Raw genomic sequence first — 16,952 nt, 5'->3', positions numbered from 1 at the left:
TGCGGTGCAGTCCTAGACAGCTCCACCACACCGGAGGTCTTCGCCATGATCAAGCACCGGCACATGTCAACAACGCTCGTGATCAATACACCTAGATCGTGTCGATTCGCACAGTGCCGCCCCGGCCGCCCTCGCCCACCCCACTGTTAAGCCAGGTCCCGGCTATTGCTGTAGCCAGATCTTCTTGTTCGCCCCTTCCCGTCCCCGCAGGCTGAGGCCCTATTCGCAGCTCGGCGTCGCCGTCGGGCACTCGATCGGGGAAGTCCATGGGTCTCGAACTCGAAGGAAAACGCGCCGTCGTCACCGGGGGCGGCACGGGCATCGGTTACGCCATCGCCGAGGAACTGGCGCGCGAGGGCGTGCGGGTGGCGATCACCGGACGGCGGGGGGACGTCCTGGACGACGCCGTCGTACGGATCAGGGAGTCGACCGGCGCCGACGTGCTCGCCGTGCGCGCCGACACCGGTGACGACGACTCGGTGCGCGAGCTGGTCGACACCGTGAGAACGGCCTTCGGCGGTCTCGACATCCTCGTCAACAACGCCGCCGAGCAGCCCGCGCAGAAGGGGCCGAGCTTCCAGGACGCCGACGACGCCTGGTTCCAACGGCAGCTCAACGTCAAGGTGATCGGCTATCTGCGCACCATCAAGGCCGTCGCGCCGCTGCTGATCGAGAACGGCTGGGGCCGTGTCATCAACATCAGCGGCACCGGGGCCCGTTCGACCGTCTCGGTGATCGGCTCGGTCCGCAACGCCTCGGTGATCGCGCTGACCAAGAACGTCGCCGACGAACTCGGCCCGCACGGCGTCAACGTCACCGTCGTCCACCCCGGTCCCACCCGCACCGAGCGGTACGTCGAGCTTCAGAGCGGCGGCGCGGCCGACGGCGCGGCGCCCGCCGCGCCGGGCAACGTCATCGGCCGGGTGATCGAGCCGCACGAGGTGGCGTGGGTGGTCGCCTTCCTCGCCTCGCCGCGCAGCGTGGCCGTCGTCGGCGACGGCGTCTACGCCGGCGGCGGCGTGCCCGGCGCCATCCACTACTGATCCGACCAGAGTCCAGGAGAGTTCCCATGACCGAATCCGTGGCCCCCGCCATCGCCGTCGACGAGTTGCGCGCGCTGCTCGACGGCGGCCAGGAGTACGCGCTCGTCGACGTCCGTGAGTCCGGCGTCACGGCGGCGCAGGGGTCGATCCTGCTCGCCGTCTCGATCCCGCTCAGCGTCCTGGAGCTGAAGGTGGGGGCGCTGGTCCCCCGCCGTGACACGCCGGTCGTCGTCTACGACGGCGGCGACGCGGAGCTGGCGGGGCGCGGCGCGACCCGGCTGCGCGCGCTCGGCTACACCGACGTCCGGGTGCTCGACGGCGGCCTCGCCGCGTGGGCCGCGGCCGGGCACAAGGTCCACAGCGGCGGCGATCACGTCATCGGGCAGGCCTTCGGCGAGTGGATCGAGGAGGTCTACCAGACGCCGCACATCAGCGTGCCGGACTTCCTGAGCCGCCGCGCGGCCGGTGAGGACATCGTGCTGCTGGACAGCCGCCCCATCGGCGAGTTCCGCGACCACAGCCTGCCCGGCGGGACGTCGATACCTGGCGCCGAACTCGTCTACCGCGCGGCCGAGGCGGTGTCGTCGCCCGACACGCTCGTCGTGGTCAACTGCGCCGGGCGCACGCGGAGCATCCTCGGCGCCCAGGTGCTCATCAACGCGGGCCTGCCGAACCGGGTGGTGTCGCTGGAGGGCGGCACCCAGTCGTGGGTGCTGGAGGGGCACGAACTCGACCACGGCGAGACGTCCTCGGTGGCGCCGCCGACCGGCGCGGCGCTGGAGGCGGCGCGGGAGAGCGCGGTCCGCTTCGGCGAGCGCTTCGGGATCGAGTACATCGACGCGGCGGCGCTCGCGGCGTTCGGCAAGGACGACACGCGTTCGCTGTACGTCCTGGACGTGCGCACGCCCGAGGAGTTCGAGGCCGGTCACCTGCCCGGCTCCCTGTCGGCGCCGAGCTGGGATGTCGCGCCGTGGGTGTTCCGGCACGTCGGCACGCACCATTCCCGTGTGGTCCTCGTCGACAACGACGGCGTACGGGCCGCGGTCGCCGCTTCCTGGATCGCCCAGATCGGCTGGGCGCAGGTGTTCGTCCTCGACCGGGCCCTGGAAGGCGTCGACCTGGAGACCGGCCCGGTGCCGCGGCCCGTCCTCGACCCGCCGTCCGGCGGCTTCGAGACGGTCACCGCGCAGGAGCTGGACGGCGCCCCGGCCGACACCCGGCTCGTGCTCGACGTGGCGCCCAGCCCGGAGTACCGCATCGGCCACGTCCCCGGTGCCCGGTTCGCCATCCGCGCCCGCCTCGCCGCGTCGGCGGCCGAGCTGCCCGGCACCGGGCCGGTCGTGCTGACCTCCTCCGACGGGGTGCTCGCGCGCTACGCCGCCGCCGACCTCGCGGCGGCCACCGACCGTCCGGTGCGGGTGCTCGACGGCGGCACGGCGGCGTGGCGCGCGGCCGGTCTGCCCGTGGAGACCGACCGGGCCGAGTGGCTGCACGCCCCGGAGGACGTCGTCGCCTCCGGCTGGCGCGAGAGCGACCCCGAGGACCGCAAGGCCGGATTCCGCCGCTATCTGTCCTGGGAGCTCGGCCTGGTCGCCGAGTTGGCGCAGGACGACACCGTTCCGTTCAAGAAGTTCGCCTGAGGCACTGACCCCCTGTGAGGACACGCTCATGACCGCCATCGCCAGGCCCCTCACCACCCGGCCGGTCGACACCGCCGCCGAGGTGACGCGGTGACCGGCGCCGCTTCCGTCACCGACACCGCGCCCGCGCCGGGTGCGCCGACCGCCACGAGGACTCCGCGGGGCGCGGCGGGGCTCATCGACCTCAGCCCGCGCAACCGCGGGCGCGAGAGCGTGCGCAAGCGGGTCCGCTTCTGGAGCGGCTGGACCCTGCGCGTCGGCGTGCCCGTCGCACTGATCGCCCTCTGGCAGCTCGCGTTGACCTGGGGCTGGACCACCGAGGACGTGCTGCCCTCGCCGAAGACCATCGTCGAGGCGTACCAGTACCTGTGGAACAACGGCTCGCTCCAGGCCGCCGTACCGGTGTCGCTGCGGCGGGCCGGTGAGGGGCTGCTGCTCGGCGGCAGCGCGGGGCTGGTGCTCGGGATCTTCGCCGGTCTGTGGAAGATCGGCGAGGAGATCTTCGACGCCACCCTCCAGATGCTGCGGACGGTGCCGTTCATCGCGCTGGTCCCGCTGTTCGTCACCTGGTTCGGCATCGACGAGCCGTCCAAGCTCGCCCTCATCACCGCGGCGGCGCTGTTCCCGCTCTACCTGAACACGTTCCACGCCGTGAAGGGCGTCGACCAAAAGCTCATCGAGGCGGGCAGGACCTTCGGGCTCAGCGGCTTCCGGATCGCCCGCCGGATCATCTTCCCGACGGCGCTGCCCGGCATCCTCACCGGTCTGCGCTTCGCCTGCTCCTTCTCGCTGCTGTCGCTGGTGCTGGCCGAGCAGGTCAACTCCACCGCCGGGATCGGCTATCTGATCATCAACGCCCAGAACAACCAGCGCCCGGACATCGTCATCGCCGGCATCTGGATCTACGCCGTGCTGGGCATCCTCATCGACTTCGTCATGCGCGGCGTCGAGCGTCTCGTCCTGCCTTGGAGGGCCCGTGTCGGTATCAACTGAATCGCCGGGCGACCTCGCCGCGGACAGCGCGGGATACGCCGTCACCGCGCTGGGGGTCCGACGGGTCTTCGACGGCCGTGCGGTGCTCGACGGGGTCGATCTCCGGCTGCGGAAGGGGGAGTTCGTCGCGCTGCTCGGAGCGTCCGGCACCGGTAAGACGACGTTGCTCCGTATCGTCGGCGGACTCGACACCGCCGACGAGGGAAATGTCGTCGTGCCCCGCGTGCGGTCGACCGTCTTCCAGGAGCCGCGGCTGGTTCCCGCGCAGAAGGTGTGGCGCAATGTCGTGCTCGGCGCGCGGCGTCCGAGAGCCGCGTACGGCAAAGCGCTCGCCGCGCTGGCCGAGGTCGGTATCGAGAGCCACGCCAAAGCCTGGCCCAGGACACTGTCCGGCGGTGAGGCGCAGCGTGTCGCGCTCGCCCGCGCGCTGGTCACCGAGCCCGATCTGCTGCTGCTCGACGAGCCCTTCGCGGCCCTGGACGCGCTGACCCGGATCAAGATGCACGACCTGCTGGCGGCGCTGTGCGCCAAGCACGAGCCCGCCGTCGTCCTGGTCACCCATGACGTGGACGAGGCGATCCTGCTCGCCGACCGTGTCCTGGTCCTCTCGCGCGGTTCGATCGCCCTGGACCAGCGGGTCGAGATCGACAAGCCCCGCCACCGCGACGATCCGCGGTTCCTCGAACTGCGGGCGGCGCTGCTCGACCAGCTCGGCGTGGCCCGCACCGTCGGCGGCGGCGGCGACGAGGAGGTGGCCGCCGGCCATTGACGGCCCGTCAGATCACAGCACCACGAACCGTCTTCACCCGACACATCCCGAGGAAGTCATCGCACATGTACAGCACCGGCAAGCACTCCCCCTTCGTCCAGCGCACGTTCACCGCCTTCGCGGCCGTCGCCCTCGCCATGGTCGCCACCGCCTGCGGCGGTTCCGGCGGCGCCTCGACCTCCGCGAAGAACGCGGGTTCCGGGTCGAACGGCGGCTCGACGGGCGGTTCCTCCTCCGCCGCCGCGGTCGACCTGTCCGGCGTCAATCTCACAATCAGCTACCAGACCGCCGACTTCCCCGCGCTGCTGAAGGAGTCGGGCCTGTTCGAGGACACTCCGTACAAGTACAAGGTCCCGATCATCGCGGGCCCGGCGAACCAACTGGCGGCGCTGTACGGCAAGCAGATCGACGTCGGCCAGGTCGGTGAGAACACCGCCGCCTTCGAGGCCGCCAACGCCTCGGCCGACTGGACGAAGACCGGCGCCCCGATCCAGGGCTTCGCGGTGACCTGGACGCCCGACGCGCCCTACCCGGCCGCCGTGTACGTGACGAAGAGCTCCGGCATCACGACGCTCGCCGAGCTGAAGGGCAAGAAGATCGGCTACAACTACGGCGGCAACATCTACGCCGCCTACGTCGTCGCGCTGGAGAAGGGCGGCTTCGGCCCCAAGGACGTCCACGGTGTGCAGTTCCCGAGCAACCAGGCCGCGGCCAACGCCTTCAACGCCGGGCGCCTGGACGCGGTGGTGACCAGCTACAGCAACGTGAAGAAGCCCGTCGACGCCGGAAAGGCGATCAAGATCGCCGACAACGCGACGCTCGGCATCCTCGGCGGCAGCGGCTGGATCGCCAGGACCGAGGTGCTCGACGACCCGGCCAAGCTGGCGGCGCTCAAGGACTTCTACGGCCGGCTGCGGACCTTCTACGAGCAGTGGGTCCCCGGTCACGAGACCGCGTACGAGAAGGTCGAGCAGCAGGTCCTCAGCCAGACGCCCGACGTGGCCAAGGTCAACTGGGAGAACGCCCGGCACTCGACCTTCTACAAGATCGGTGACCCGGAGTTCCTGCGGATCCAGCAGGCGACCGTCGAGGCCGCGTACAAGTACGGCGGGCTGAAGACCAATGTCACGTCCAAGCTCGGATTCAACTACACCACGGCGCTGGACGACGTGACGACCGGCTGACACGGCGCCGCTCCCGAACCACCGGCTGAGGAGTAACCATTGACCGACATCACTCGACGCAGGCTCGGCACCGAGGGGCTGGAGGTCTCGGCCCTCGGCCTGGGCTTCATGAGCTTCGCGCGGTCCACCGACGCCGACGAGCGGCACAGCGCGTCGGCGTTGGTGGGCGAGGCGATCGACCTCGGCATCGACTTCTTCGACACCGCCGACATCTACGGCCCGGCCATCAGTGAGACGCTGCTCGGGCAGGCGGTCAAGGGCCGCCGTGACGGCCTGGTCATCGCCACCAAATTCGGCAACCCGCTCGACCGGGCCACCAACCCCGACGCCCGCCCCATCGACGGCCGTCCGGAGTACGTACGGTCGGCGGTGGAGGGCTCGTTGCGGCGCCTGGGCGTCGACCACATCGACCTCTACTACCAGCACCGCGTCGATCCGGCGGTGCCGATCGAGGAGACGGTCGGCGCGCTGAAGGAGCTGGTCGAGGCGGGCAAGGTCCGCTGGATCGGCCTGTCGGAGCCGGGTCCGCGGACCCTGCGCCGCGCCCATGCCACACATCCGGTCACCGCGATCCAGAACGAGTGGTCGCTCTTCACCCGCGACATCGAGGCCGAAACGCTGTCCATCGCGCGGGAGTTGGGCATCGGCATCGTGCCGTTCTCGCCGCTGGGCCGCGGGTGGCTGACCGGTCGGCTGCGCAGCCGTGCGGATCTGACGGGCCGTCGGCTGGAGCACCCGCGGTTCGCCGAGGAGGTCTTCGACACGAATGTGAAGCTGGCCGACGAGGTCGTCGCCGTCGCGGCCGAACTCGGCGCCGAGCCAGGTCAGGTGGCCCTCGCCTGGGTGCTCTCGCGGGGTGAGGACGTCGTGCCGATCCCCGGCACCCGGCACGCCGCGTATCTGCGGGAGAACGTCGGCGCGTTCGACGTCACGCTCACACCGGAGCAGGCCGCGCGGCTGGCCGGTATCGCCGAGCGGGTCGAGGGCGACAGGGCGCTGCGGCCCGGCGCCATCGGGGCCGAGGCGCGCCTGCCGGACGCCGCCGGTTCCTGATCCGGCGGCAGCCCGAAGAGCCGCCCGGCGTACCGGCCCCGTGGGATGGGGGTCGGTACGTCGGGCGGCTCCGTCGCGCCGTGCTGCCGCCCGGCCTCAGACCGGGGTGGCCGCCGGGATGGGCAGGCCGAGGTTGCCGCGCAGCGTGCTCGCCTCGTACTCCTTGCGGAAGATCCCGCGCCGCTGGAGCTCCGGCACCAGGTGGTCGACGATGAGGTCGAGGCCGTCGGGGTAGAGGTCGTGGTTCAGGTTGAACCCGTCCGCGGCGCCCTCGGTGAAGTACGCCTCCATCTCGTCGGCGATCTGCTCCGGGGTGCCCACCACCATGCGGTGACCGCCGCCGGCGATGTGCCGGTCGAGCAGGTCGCGCACCGTCAGGTTCTCGTTGCGGGCGGACTGGAGCACGGAGTTGGCGAAGCCGTAGCTGCTCGGCTTCCACTCCGGCGAGTTGATCAGGTCCCAGGGCGGCTGCCGGTCGAGCTCCAGGCTGTCCACCGGCAGGCCGAGCTGCGCCGCCAGCGACGTCAGGGCGTCGGTGGTGTCGGTGCTCAGACCGGCCAGCAGGTCGCGGCGCTCGCGCGCCTCGGCCTCGGTGCTGCCGATGACCGGCCACAGTCCGGGCAGGATCAGGACGTCGTCGGGGTCGCGGCCGTGAACGTCGCGGGCCCGGGCCTTCACCTTGGCGGCGAAGTCCTTGCCCTGCTGGAGGTTGTGCGCGGCGCAGAAGACCGCGTCAGCGTACTTCGCGGCCAGGTCGATGCCCTGCTCCGACGCGCCCGCTTGCAGGACGACGGGGTGGCCCTGCGGCGAACGCGGCACCTGGTACCAGGTCTTGACCCGCAGGTGCTCGCCGACGTGGTCGACCTCGCGCACCTTCGTCAGGTCGGTCAGCTCACCTGACGCCTTGTCACCGACGAGCGCGTCGGGGTCCCATGACTCCCACAGCGCCCTGATCACCGCGATCGCCTCGTCCGCGCGGCCGTAGCGGGCGTCCCGGTCGGGGTGCGCGTCGAGGCCGAACTGGGCCCCGGCGCGCGGCGACTGCGTGGTGACGACGTTGACCGCGGCCCGGCCGCCCGAGACCAGGTCGAGCGAGGAGCCCAGCCGGGCGATGTGGTACGGGTGGCGGTAGGTGGACGACACGGTCGCCACCAGGCCGACGTGCGTGGTGGCGCGGGCGATCGCGGTCAGCACGACGAACGGGTCGATCGCGTTCCACGGCCTGGTGAAGTCCTGCTGGGAGAATCCGAGGGTCTCGGCGAGGAACACCGCGTCCAGCAGGCCGCGTTCCGCGGTCCGGCCGAGGTTCTCCCATTCGTCGATGTCGAGGAAGCCGAGCGGGTCGTCGCGCAGGCGCCAGCCCCCCGGTGCTCGGCCCAGCGCGTTGGCGTTGACGTTCAAGTGCAGTCGGCGTGTGCTCACTGGTGGCGGTCTCCTGATCAGGCCGTGCGCGCGGTGGCGCGGCTCGCGTCGGTCACCAGGGGCGGAAGCCCGTAGTGGCCGCGCAGCGTGGTGGACTCGTACTCCCTGCGGAAGATCCCGCGCCGCTGGAGCTCCGGCACCAGGTGGTCGACGACCTGCTCCAGGCCGGACGGGAAGATGTCGAAGTTGATGTTGAAGCCGTCGGCGGCGCGTTGGGTGAACCAGCTCTCGATCTCGTCGGCGACCTGCTCGGGCGTGCCGACGATCGCGTTCTGCGCGTTCGCGCGGCGTTCGAGGACCTCGCGCACGGTGAGGTCGCCCTGGCGTGCCACGGACAGCACGCCGTTGGCGGCGCCGACGCTGCGCGGGCTCCACCGCGGCGAGTTGATGTAGTCCCAGGGCAGGGCCTTGTCCAGGCTCAGCAGGTCGACGGGGACGCCGAGTTGGACGGCCAGCGCGCGCACTGCGGCGTCGTCCGCCTCCACGGGGCCGACCAGTTCGGCGCGGCGCCGGATCGCCTCTGCCTCGGTGCCGCCGAGGGTGATGTTGAGGCCGGGAAGGACCAGGAGTTCCTCGGGGTCACGCCCGTGGGCGGCGGCGCGGGCCTTCAGCCCGCGGTAGAACTCCTGCCCGGTCGACAGGGTGTTGGAGGCGCAGAACACGGCGTCCGCGTGCTGCGCGGCCAGTTCGATGCCCAGGGGCGACGCTCCGGCCTGGACGATGACCGGCCGCCCCTGCACGGAGCGCGGGAACTGGAACCGCCCCCTGAAGCCCACGTGTTCGCCGTCGAAGTCCACCGTCGGGACCCGGCCGTCGTCCACCAGTTCGCCCGTCGTCGGGTCGGCGACCAGGGCGTCCGGGTCCCAGGAGTCCCACAGCCGCTTGACGGCGTTCAGCACCTCTTCGGCGCGCCCGTACCTGACCTCGCGTGCGGGAAGCGGTCCCCGCCCGTACAGGGCCGCGGCCGCGTCCTCGCCGGAGGTGACGATGTTGACCGCCGCCCGGCCGCCGGAGGCGATGTCGAGCGTCGCGGCGCGGCGCGCGATGTCCCACGGCTGGTAGAAGGTCGCGGACAGGGTCGTCACCAGACCGATGTGGCGGGTGGCGCGGGCCACCGCCGTCTGGAGCATGAACGGGTCGAAGGCGTGCCACGGCTTGCTGAAGTCGGTGGCGCCGAGGTGGTCGGCGAGGAAGACCGCGTCCAGCAGGCCGCGCTCGGCGATCCGCCCGAGCTTCTCCCAGGAGGCGACGTCGAGGAACCAGGTGGGCGGCGAGCTGTGCCGCCAGCTGTTCGGCGGTTTCGCCAGCCCGTTGGCGTTGACGTTGAGGTGCAGGAATCGTTCGGTCACGGCCCCATGCTTGGGCGAACCGCTCCGGGGATGAAGCCGAAGCGGCTACCGGTTCCCTTAAGCTCCCCTTCGCGGTCCGCGCCAGGGCCGGGCCGCTGCCGGGCCGCTGCCGGGCCGCTGCCGGGCCGTTGTCGAGCCGGTGCCGGGCGGATGTCAGGTCGGTGCCGGGCGGCCCGTGCGGTCAGCCCGCCAGTTCCCTGATCAACGGGACCGCGCGGGAGAGCCGGACAGTGCCGTACGCGATCAGGCCGACGGCCGCCAACTGCGGCACGACCCACCAGCCGGTACGGATGTGCTCGCCGTAGACGGTGATGCCCAGCGCCAGGCTGACCGTGGCGTCGCCGAGGGTGAGGGCGGGCTGCGAGGCGATGATCGGCCCGGACTGGAGGGCGCTCTCCAGCAGGAAGATCGCGGTGACGCCGCACAGCGCGAAGCCGTAGGTCTGCCAGGCGGTCAGGAAGGCGACGCCGCCGTGCGCGGAGAAGGTGTCGGCGGCGGACTTCATCAGCGCCGCGGTGAGCGCGTTGGCCACCGCGGAGGCGGCGCCCAGCAGGGCGGCCCTCGGCGCGCCGGAGGGCCTGTGGCGGGCGATGACGACCGCCCAGCCGATGGCGCCCACGCAGAGCAGGACGGCGGGCACCCAGTGCGCCATGGACGCCTGGGCGCCGCCGCCGCCCGGCGCCGCGGCGCCCAGGGCGAGCGCCAGACCCGCGACCATGCAGGCGACGCCGCTCCAGCCCGCGCGCGGCAGGGCGCGCCCGAGCAGCGGCACGCTGAAGAGCAGGGCGAGCGGCAGTTCCAGGATGAAGACGGGCTGCGCGAGGGCCAGCGGTCCCGCCACCAGGGCGAGGGCCTGGAAGGCCGCGGCGCCCGCCACTCCGCAGATGCCGAGCAGCCACACCGGCTGCCGGATCATCGCGAGCATCTGACGCGGGCGCATCGCGTCGTTGGGCGGCACGGCGAGCGCGGCCTTGCGCTGGAGGACGGTTCCCACCGCGTTGCTGGCCGCACCGAGCAACGCGAAGAACACACACAGCACCAGCAGGGTCGGCCTCCCGTGACGTAACTCCCCTGGCGCAGCGTAGGCGGCGCGCGGCGCCGACGCACACGCGGGTGGGGGTCACGGGCCCGTCTTCACCCGTTCGCGGGGGCGGCCCGGCGCTCCCGCCTGCGCGGGAGCACCGGGCCGCCGTCACCGTGGGCTCACGGTGAGGGGATCAGCGGGTCACGGATAGGACACGACGTTGCTGGGGGTGGTGTTGGACGCGGTGACCGCTCCGGTGTCGTTGATGACGTGGGTGATGGTGCCCACGCCGCCGAGCGAGACGGTCAGCGCGCTGTGGAATTTCACGCCGGAGGTGTTGGGCACCTCGAACGCGTGGTAGCTGTTCACCGCCGGGTTGACGTTGAAGTAGCAGTAGCTGCCGAGCCCCCACGCCTCATGGGTGGTGACGTTCGCGCCGACCTTGTAGGCGGCGTATCCGTTCTGCCCGTTGGGGTTGACCCAGGCGGCCTGGTTCGGCGGGTCGTACGGCATTTCGTTCTGGAAGAAGATCGTCTTGCCGCCCTGGCCGTTCCAGACGACCTCGTACTTCTGGTAGTGCTCGACGAACAGTCCGGTCGCGAGCACATTGGCGCCGTTGACGATCAGACCGGTGTCGGCGGTGTTGGACGTCCAGCCGACGCCGCTGCCGTGGTCGGCGCGCCAGGCCCAGATGTGGTCGATGATCGTGTTGGCGCTGTTCACGATGAGGCTGGTGGTGGCCTTGCCCGCGACCTGGCCGCCGATCCGGAAGAAGACGTCCTGGATGGTGGTCGGGTTGGCGGCGTGGCTCGCGGTGGAGCCGGAGGGGCCGACGGTCAGCAGCGCGGCGGAGTTGGTGGTGCCCGCGTCGAAGAGCAGACCCTTGAGGCGTACGCCGTCCACGTCGGCGACCTGCATGGCGTTGACGCCGTTGTCGGGCACGAACGTCGGGTAGCCGATGCCGAGGATGGTGGTGTTGGCCTTGGTCACGTTGAGCGTCTGGTTGAGGTGGTAGACGCCGGGGGTGACGAAGAGGTTGCAGCCCTGGGACAGGGCGGTGTTGATGGTCGCGGCCGTGTCCCCGGCCTTGACCACGTAGAACTGGCTCATCGGCAGCGAGGTGCCGGGGGTGCTGCCGTTGGCCCAGCTCGGTCCGGACGCGTTGGTGCGCAGCGACGGCAGGAAGACCCGGTACTTGCCCGCGCTGTCGACGTACAGGTACGGCACGTCACGGGAGACCGGGGTGGTGGCCAGCGTGGTCTCCGGCGGGTTCGGGAAGGTGTTGGCCGGGGCGCCGTTGACGCCGGAGAAGACCATGTTCCACACGCCGCCCGCCCAGCTCCCGAGGTTGCTGTCGCGGGTGTACCACTGCTGCTGCGAGACGGACGCGGCCTGGCCGCTGACCTTGGTGTCGGCGATGTAGCCGCCGCTGGCGTAGCCGTAGCTGGCCGGGTAGAGCGCGAGCCCGCCGTGCACGTCGATCCGGCGGAAGGGCGCGGCCTGCGCGACGGCCCAACGGTCGGTGCCGCTGGAGGGGTTGATCGCCAGATTCTCCGCGGACCGCCAGAAGTTCTGGGTCGCGTTGCCCGCGTCGGAGGCGTTGAAGGCGTCCACGGTGACGTCACCGTTGATCGTGACGTCGTCGGGGTTCTGGCCGAGACCGGCCACCGAGGTGTAGAAGCCGACGTTGTCGGACACGTTGTACGTGCCCGGCTTGAAGAGCTGCGCGACCCGGTTGTTGCTGAACTGCGCGGTCTGGGTGTCCTTCTGCTGCGCGAACTGCGCGTCGAGCTGCGCCTGGATGGTGGCGCTGGACATCGACGGGTCGTAAATGTGGACGTTCGACCCGAAGTTGGGAGTGTCCGACTGCGTCGGGCAGCTCGCCGAGGTCGAGCCGATGGTGTAACTGGCGGTGGCCACGGCCGAGTTGGTGGACCCGGACTTGATGCCGATCGCCTTGACCGTGGTGCTCGCCGAGATGTTCAGCGGCGCGCTGTAGAGCGTGGAGGAGGCGGTCGGCGTGGAGCCGTCGAGCGTGTAGCGGATGCTCGCGCCCGAGGTGGCGTCGGATATCGTCACGCTCTGCGCCGAGCTGAAGGTGCCGCCCGCCGGGCTGAACGTCGGCGTGGCGACGGTCGTTCCGGTACCGCCGGTGCCGCCGCCGGTCGTACTCCCGCTGCCCTGGGTGTACGAGAAGTGCGGCGTGTCGTACTGCGGGCCGCTCTTCTCGTACGTGAACCAGTAGTCGAGCACGGTGCCGGTGGTCAGCGAGCTGACGGTCTGGGTCCAGACGCCCGCGTTGTTGGTCATCCGGACGTTCTGCTGATTCGCGCCGTTGACCAGGTAGTGGACATCGACGTAGGCGGCGGCCGTGGTGGGCTTGAACGTGATCTGCGCCTGCGTGGAGTTCAGTTGGGCGACGCTCTGCGTGTAGTCGGACGCGTCCGCCGAGGCGGTGCCGACGGTCTGGGTGAGGCCGATGATCCCGGCCAGAACGAGGACGAGGGCCCCGAGCAGGGCGACCACGCGTCGCTGCCGACGCGGCGTGCCCTCGGTACGGGCCGGGAGGATGGATCTGCGCATGTGTGGGGGTCCTTTCGCCTGGGTTCGCGAAGTGAACACCAGGGTCAGCGCGGAGATGTGGGGGTGGATCGCGCTCGGCACTGCACATTCAGAGCCAAGGTCCCGCCTTGGCCCTTTGATTCAGTCTCTTGAAAACGCTCTCAATCTGCGGATGGCGGTAATCCCGAATCCGTAAGGCAGTGTCAAGTGGCCATGGCGAGCCGTCAAGCACATGCACCGGATTCACACAGTGAACGATTCGAGTGGGGCGTGCGGGAGGTGTGGGATCCGTGGTGCGCCGCCCAGGTCACGCCTCGTCCGCGGTCATCCCTGCCCCCCGTTCACGCCCGCCCCGCTCACGCCCTGCCCCGGTCACGCCCTGCCCGCGTCGTCGCGGGCCAGGAACGGGCGCAGGAGCGCGAGCAGGGCGCGCGGCCGGTGCAGCGGGATGATGTGGCCGCAGTCCTCGATGAGGTGTGCGGTGAGATCGTCGGCCAGCGGGCGCAGTTGGCGTGCGAGCACGTCGCCGACCGGCTGGGCGCCCAGGGCCATCGTCGGCACCGTCAGGCGGTGGGCGGCGACCGCCTCACCGATCCGCGCCGCGCTCTCGGGCAGGGCGCGGTAGTACGAGAACGCGCGGCTCAACGCCTCGCGGCCGGTGTACGCGCGCACGAACGCGTCCCGAAGTGCGGGGCGCACTCCCTCGCCGAGCGTGCCGGAGCGCAGGAACCAGTCGACGTATTCGGCTTCGTGACCCTCCAGCACGGTCTCGGCGAGGCCGGGCGCCGCGCGGTGGAAGCCGAACCACCACGGCGGTCCGGCGGCGAGGAAGTCCTCGGCGCCGGGCAGCGCGCCCAGCAGGGATTCCATGACGACCAGGCGGCGGACGAGGCCGGGGTGGCGCAGGGCGAGAAGGAAGGCCGCGGGGGCGCCCGCGTCGATGCCCACCACCGCGGCGGACGACACGCCGAGCGCGGCGAGGAGCGCCGCGGCGTCCTCGGCCAGGGTGCCCGCGTCGTACCCGGACGGGGCAGGACCACTCGCGCCAAAGCCGCGCAGGTCGGGCGCGATGACGCGGTAGCGGCCGGTCAGATCGGCCATGACGTCCGTCCACACCTCCCAGGTGTGCGGGAAGCCGTGCAGCAGCAGGACGGCGGGACCCGATCCGGCGAGGGCGACGTTCAGTTCGACACCGTTGACGGGCACGCGGCGCAGTTCGGGCATGACGGGACTCCAGGAGTGGTAACCAATGGTGACAAGATCACGCTAGGGAACTAACCTGGTCCGCCCAAGACGGCACTTTCCCCTCAGGTGGTGAGCCCCAGGTGACCACGTCCGGGCCCGACGCATCGGGCACGTACGGGCCGCGGCCCGGCGACCGCGGTGACCTGCTGGATCCGCGCTGCCCGACCCGCCAGCTGCTCGACCGCATCGGCACCAAGTGGACGTCGATGGCGGTCAAGACGCTGGCCGAGCAGGCTCCGGGCGAGGTCCGCTTCGCCGAACTGCGGCGCCGCATCCCCGGCATCTCGCAGAAGATGCTGTCCGCCACCTTGCAGAGCCTGGTCCGCGACGGCCTGGTCACGCGCCGCGTGGAACCGACGGTGCCGCCCGCCGTCCACTACCGCCTCACCGACCTCGGCCTGTCCCTCGAACACCCCCTCGCCGCCCTGCGCGACTGGGCCGAGACCCACATGCCGGAGATCGACCGCAACAACCGGCTCGCCGACGGGCCGTCTCCCGACTAGGGCCTGCCCGGCGGATCATGGGCGGTCCAGGCGGCGCCTGGTGCTGCCCCGGACTCCGTCCGGGGGGACCCGCTGAGCGGAAGGCACCGGGATGCCCGCACAGCGGAGCCATTCGGGTATTCCGGCAACGCGACGGGCGTGCGTGCCAGACGCCGAAGGGGCCATTCCCGATCCGCCGGACAGGCCCTCGTCGTATTGACCTAGCGCCCGCGCGGCCGACGGCGACAGGCGCCGTTGCTCAGCGCTGGGGGCTCAGGCCCGCCACCGACAGGTCGAAGAGTTGGCGGGCGCGGGCGGCGGGGTCGGGGGCGTGCTCCGTAGCCAGGGCGATGCCGACCAGCAGGGTGATCAGGTCGAGGGCGGTGACGTCCTTGGCCACCGCGCCGTCCCGCGCGGCGCGGCGGAGCAGCGGGCCCACCGCTTCTTCGAGCGTGGCCGAGCAACTGTTGTTGTGCACCGGGTCGACTCCGGCGGCGTTGTAGGACAGCGCGGTGGCCAGGCCGCGGGCGGAGACGCAGTAGGTGAGGACGTCGCCGAGCCACTCCAGCAGCGCGCCGCGGCTCTCGCCTTCGCCGGTCAGCTCGTGCGCGCGGACGCGCAGGGCCTCGATCCGCTCCCGGGAGACCGCCTCCAGCAGCGCTTGGCGGGTGGGGAAGTGCCGTCGCACGGTCGCGGAGCCGACTCCCGCCGTGCGGGCGATCTGTTCCAGCGAGGCGTCGGCGCCGTGGGCGGCGACCTCCTGCTGGGCCACGGCGAGGATGCGCGTGTAGTTGCGCCGGGCGTCGGCGCGCTGGCCATCCGGCATGGCCTACCTCCATGGTTGCCAAGTGGCGGGGTCCGCCATATCGTACACGGAAGAGAAACGGCGGGCCCCGCCGTTTAGCGTCTCCCAGCACGAGCACCCGAGGAGCATCATGTCCGCACGCCCCGCACCGGTCCTGGTCACCGGCGCCACCGGCCGGCAGGGCGGCGCCACCGCCCGCGCCCTGCTCGCGTCCGGCGTCCCCGTCCGCGCCCTGGTCCGCGATCCGGCCGCCGACCGGGCCAAGGCCGTCGAGGCGCTCGGCGCCGAACTGGTCACCGGCGACCTGCGCGACCGCGGCTCCGTGGTCCGGGCCGCCGAGGGAGTCCGCGCCGTCTTCTCCGTACAGATGCCCGAGATGACGGCGGAGAGCTTCGACTTCGAGGGAGAGGTGACGCAAGGCGTCAACCTCGTCGAGGGCGCGAAGGCCGCAGGAGTGCCGCAGTTCGTGCACACCTCCGTGACCGGCGCCGGTCAGCACACCGAGGCGCCCGGCTGGGCCGAGGGCCGCTGGCCTTACATGGAACCCGTCCTGGGCGCCAAGAGCGCGATCCAGGACGCGGTCCGCGCGGCGGGTTTCCCCCACTGGACGCTGCTCAAGCCCGGCTTCTTCATGGAGAACTTCCTTCCGTCCATGGCGTTCCTGTTCCCGCGCGGCATCGAGGGCGGCCTGGTGAGCGTCCTCAGGCCGGACACCCATCTGTCGCTGATCGCGGTGGACGACATCGGCCGCGCCGCGGCGGCGGCCTTCGCCGATCCGGAGCGGTTCGACCGGGTCGAACTGGAGCTGGCGGGCGACTATCTGTCGATGACTCAGATCGCCGACGTCCTCTCGCGGGCCCTGGGCACGCACCTGCCCGCGCCGGACATGACAGAGCAGGAGGCGCTCGCCGCCGGAATGCCGGCCATGGGCGCCTCGCATGAATGGCTCAACGCGGTCGACCAGCCGGGCCGCCCGCAGTACGCGCGGGACCTCGGCATCCCGCTCACCGGCTTCGAGGAGTGGGCGCGGCAGCGCATGGTGGCCGCGGCCTGAACCGCGCCCGCGAGGCGAGCGAGCCCGCACCGCGACCGGCCGGAGCCCGCGGTGAGCCGTCCCCTCAGGCGCCGGGGAGGACGGCCGCGACGACCTTGCGGATCGCGGCGGGTGTCGGCGGCGGTCCGTCGCGGTCGGCGAACAGCAGATGACCGGCGCCGATCAGGGTCGGGGCGAGGAGAGCGGCCTCGGCCGCCGCGTCGAGCGGCTGCGGCGGCTGGGTCCGCGTCGCGACCGGCCCACCGAAGAGGGTGAAGAACTCGTCCTGCCCAGCCGGAGCGCACATGCTCCGGCCGTCCGACCCGGCTGGGACGGCACCTGCCGCCG

General features: G+C 71.5%; 14 protein-coding genes and 2 pseudogenes. 8 read left to right on the top strand and 8 right to left on the bottom strand.

Annotated elements, in window-relative coordinates; translation table 11 throughout:
* Positions 1-266: 266 nt before the first annotated feature.
* The 6 genes from ACIP4Z_RS35085 to ACIP4Z_RS35060 all read left to right on the top strand — a co-directional run bounded on the left by ACIP4Z_RS35085 (position 267) and on the right by ACIP4Z_RS35060 (position 6,682).
* Complete coding sequence (locus ACIP4Z_RS35085) at positions 267-1,043, top strand: SDR family oxidoreductase (RefSeq protein WP_355347510.1); 777 nt, start codon at positions 267-269, stop codon at positions 1,041-1,043.
* A 26-nt stretch (positions 1,044-1,069) separates the two neighbouring features.
* The gene (locus ACIP4Z_RS35080; protein ID WP_401314585.1) at positions 1,070-2,683 is read left to right on the top strand and encodes a rhodanese-like domain-containing protein; all 1,614 of its coding nucleotides are present in this window, start codon (positions 1,070-1,072) and stop codon (positions 2,681-2,683) included.
* A 90-nt stretch (positions 2,684-2,773) separates the two neighbouring features.
* Positions 2,774-3,676 (top strand): ABC transporter permease, encoded by a 903-nt coding sequence (locus ACIP4Z_RS35075; protein WP_355347516.1) that lies wholly within the window; start codon positions 2,774-2,776, stop codon positions 3,674-3,676.
* Complete coding sequence (locus ACIP4Z_RS35070) at positions 3,660-4,445, top strand: ABC transporter ATP-binding protein (protein WP_401314583.1); 786 nt, start codon at positions 3,660-3,662, stop codon at positions 4,443-4,445. The genes ACIP4Z_RS35075 and ACIP4Z_RS35070 overlap by 17 nt, the downstream gene beginning before the upstream one ends.
* Positions 4,446-4,510: 65 nt before the next feature.
* Positions 4,511-5,629, top strand: coding sequence for an ABC transporter substrate-binding protein (locus ACIP4Z_RS35065; RefSeq protein WP_401314581.1), 1,119 nt, complete (start codon positions 4,511-4,513; stop codon positions 5,627-5,629).
* Between the two features lie 48 nt (positions 5,630-5,677).
* Complete coding sequence (locus tag ACIP4Z_RS35060) at positions 5,678-6,682, top strand: aldo/keto reductase (protein WP_401314591.1); 1,005 nt, start codon at positions 5,678-5,680, stop codon at positions 6,680-6,682.
* Between the two features lie 96 nt (positions 6,683-6,778).
* On the opposite strand, the gene ACIP4Z_RS35055 is transcribed toward ACIP4Z_RS35060, so the two are convergent.
* The 6 genes and pseudogenes from ACIP4Z_RS35055 to ACIP4Z_RS35030 all read right to left on the bottom strand — a co-directional run bounded on the left by ACIP4Z_RS35055 (position 6,779) and on the right by ACIP4Z_RS35030 (position 14,263).
* Positions 6,779-8,104 carry an NtaA/DmoA family FMN-dependent monooxygenase gene (locus ACIP4Z_RS35055; protein ID WP_391164256.1) on the bottom strand — a complete coding sequence of 442 codons (1,326 nt, stop codon included), beginning with the start codon at positions 8,102-8,104 and terminating at the stop codon, positions 6,779-6,781.
* A gap of 17 nt (positions 8,105-8,121) precedes the next feature.
* Entirely contained in the window at positions 8,122-9,453 is a 1,332-nt protein-coding gene (locus tag ACIP4Z_RS35050) for an NtaA/DmoA family FMN-dependent monooxygenase (RefSeq protein ID WP_401314579.1), read from the bottom strand.
* Positions 9,454-9,634: 181 nt separating this feature from the next.
* On the bottom strand, positions 9,635-10,498 hold the full coding sequence (locus tag ACIP4Z_RS35045; protein ID WP_355347646.1) for a DMT family transporter: 864 nt from the start codon (positions 10,496-10,498) through the stop codon (positions 9,635-9,637).
* Positions 10,499-10,678: 180 nt separating this feature from the next.
* Complete coding sequence (locus tag ACIP4Z_RS35040; RefSeq protein ID WP_391164289.1) at positions 10,679-12,556, bottom strand: chitobiase/beta-hexosaminidase C-terminal domain-containing protein; 1,878 nt, start codon at positions 12,554-12,556, stop codon at positions 10,679-10,681.
* A gap of 135 nt (positions 12,557-12,691) precedes the next feature.
* Positions 12,692-13,060 (bottom strand): annotated as a pseudogene (locus ACIP4Z_RS35035) (hypothetical protein); the annotation flags it as partial.
* Positions 13,061-13,411: 351 nt separating this feature from the next.
* Positions 13,412-14,263 (bottom strand): alpha/beta fold hydrolase, encoded by an 852-nt coding sequence (locus ACIP4Z_RS35030; protein ID WP_391052428.1) that lies wholly within the window; start codon positions 14,261-14,263, stop codon positions 13,412-13,414.
* 101 nt (positions 14,264-14,364) lie between these two features.
* Between ACIP4Z_RS35030 and ACIP4Z_RS35025 the strand changes: the two genes are divergently transcribed.
* Positions 14,365-14,787, top strand: coding sequence for a winged helix-turn-helix transcriptional regulator (locus ACIP4Z_RS35025; RefSeq protein ID WP_391052430.1), 423 nt, complete (start codon positions 14,365-14,367; stop codon positions 14,785-14,787).
* Between the two features lie 238 nt (positions 14,788-15,025).
* Here ACIP4Z_RS35025 and ACIP4Z_RS35020 read toward each other — a convergent pair whose 3' ends face one another.
* Entirely contained in the window at positions 15,026-15,592 is a 567-nt protein-coding gene (locus tag ACIP4Z_RS35020; RefSeq protein WP_401314576.1) for a TetR/AcrR family transcriptional regulator, read from the bottom strand.
* A gap of 109 nt (positions 15,593-15,701) precedes the next feature.
* On the opposite strand from ACIP4Z_RS35020, the gene ACIP4Z_RS35015 reads away from it, so the two are divergent.
* On the top strand, positions 15,702-16,625 hold the full coding sequence (locus ACIP4Z_RS35015; protein ID WP_401314574.1) for an NmrA/HSCARG family protein: 924 nt from the start codon (positions 15,702-15,704) through the stop codon (positions 16,623-16,625).
* Between the two features lie 64 nt (positions 16,626-16,689).
* On the opposite strand, the pseudogene ACIP4Z_RS35010 reads toward ACIP4Z_RS35015, so the two are convergent.
* A pseudogene (locus tag ACIP4Z_RS35010) lies at positions 16,690-16,818 on the bottom strand (TetR/AcrR family transcriptional regulator); the annotation flags it as partial.
* Positions 16,819-16,952: the final 134 nt, after the last annotated feature.

Origin of the sequence: Streptomyces sp. NPDC088910, assembly GCF_044749865.1 — a bacterium.
In the GTDB taxonomy this organism is placed as follows: domain Bacteria; phylum Actinomycetota; class Actinomycetes; order Streptomycetales; family Streptomycetaceae; genus Actinacidiphila.
This window is presented reverse-complemented; position numbering and strand designations above follow the sequence as displayed.

What these genes read in the sequence shown, in the direction of transcription:
- ACIP4Z_RS35085 (WP_355347510.1), top strand. Translation starts at nt 267, where the DNA reads ATGGGTCTCGAACTCGAAGGAAAACGCGCCGTCGTCACCGGGGGCGGC.
- ACIP4Z_RS35020 (WP_401314576.1), bottom strand. Translation starts at nt 15,592, where the DNA reads ATGCCGGATGGCCAGCGCGCCGACGCCCGGCGCAACTACACGCGCATC.
- ACIP4Z_RS35080 (WP_401314585.1), top strand. Translation starts at nt 1,070, where the DNA reads ATGACCGAATCCGTGGCCCCCGCCATCGCCGTCGACGAGTTGCGCGCG.
- ACIP4Z_RS35015 (WP_401314574.1), top strand. Translation starts at nt 15,702, where the DNA reads ATGTCCGCACGCCCCGCACCGGTCCTGGTCACCGGCGCCACCGGCCGG.
- ACIP4Z_RS35065 (WP_401314581.1), top strand. Translation starts at nt 4,511, where the DNA reads ATGTACAGCACCGGCAAGCACTCCCCCTTCGTCCAGCGCACGTTCACC.
- ACIP4Z_RS35030 (WP_391052428.1), bottom strand. Translation starts at nt 14,263, where the DNA reads ATGCCCGAACTGCGCCGCGTGCCCGTCAACGGTGTCGAACTGAACGTC.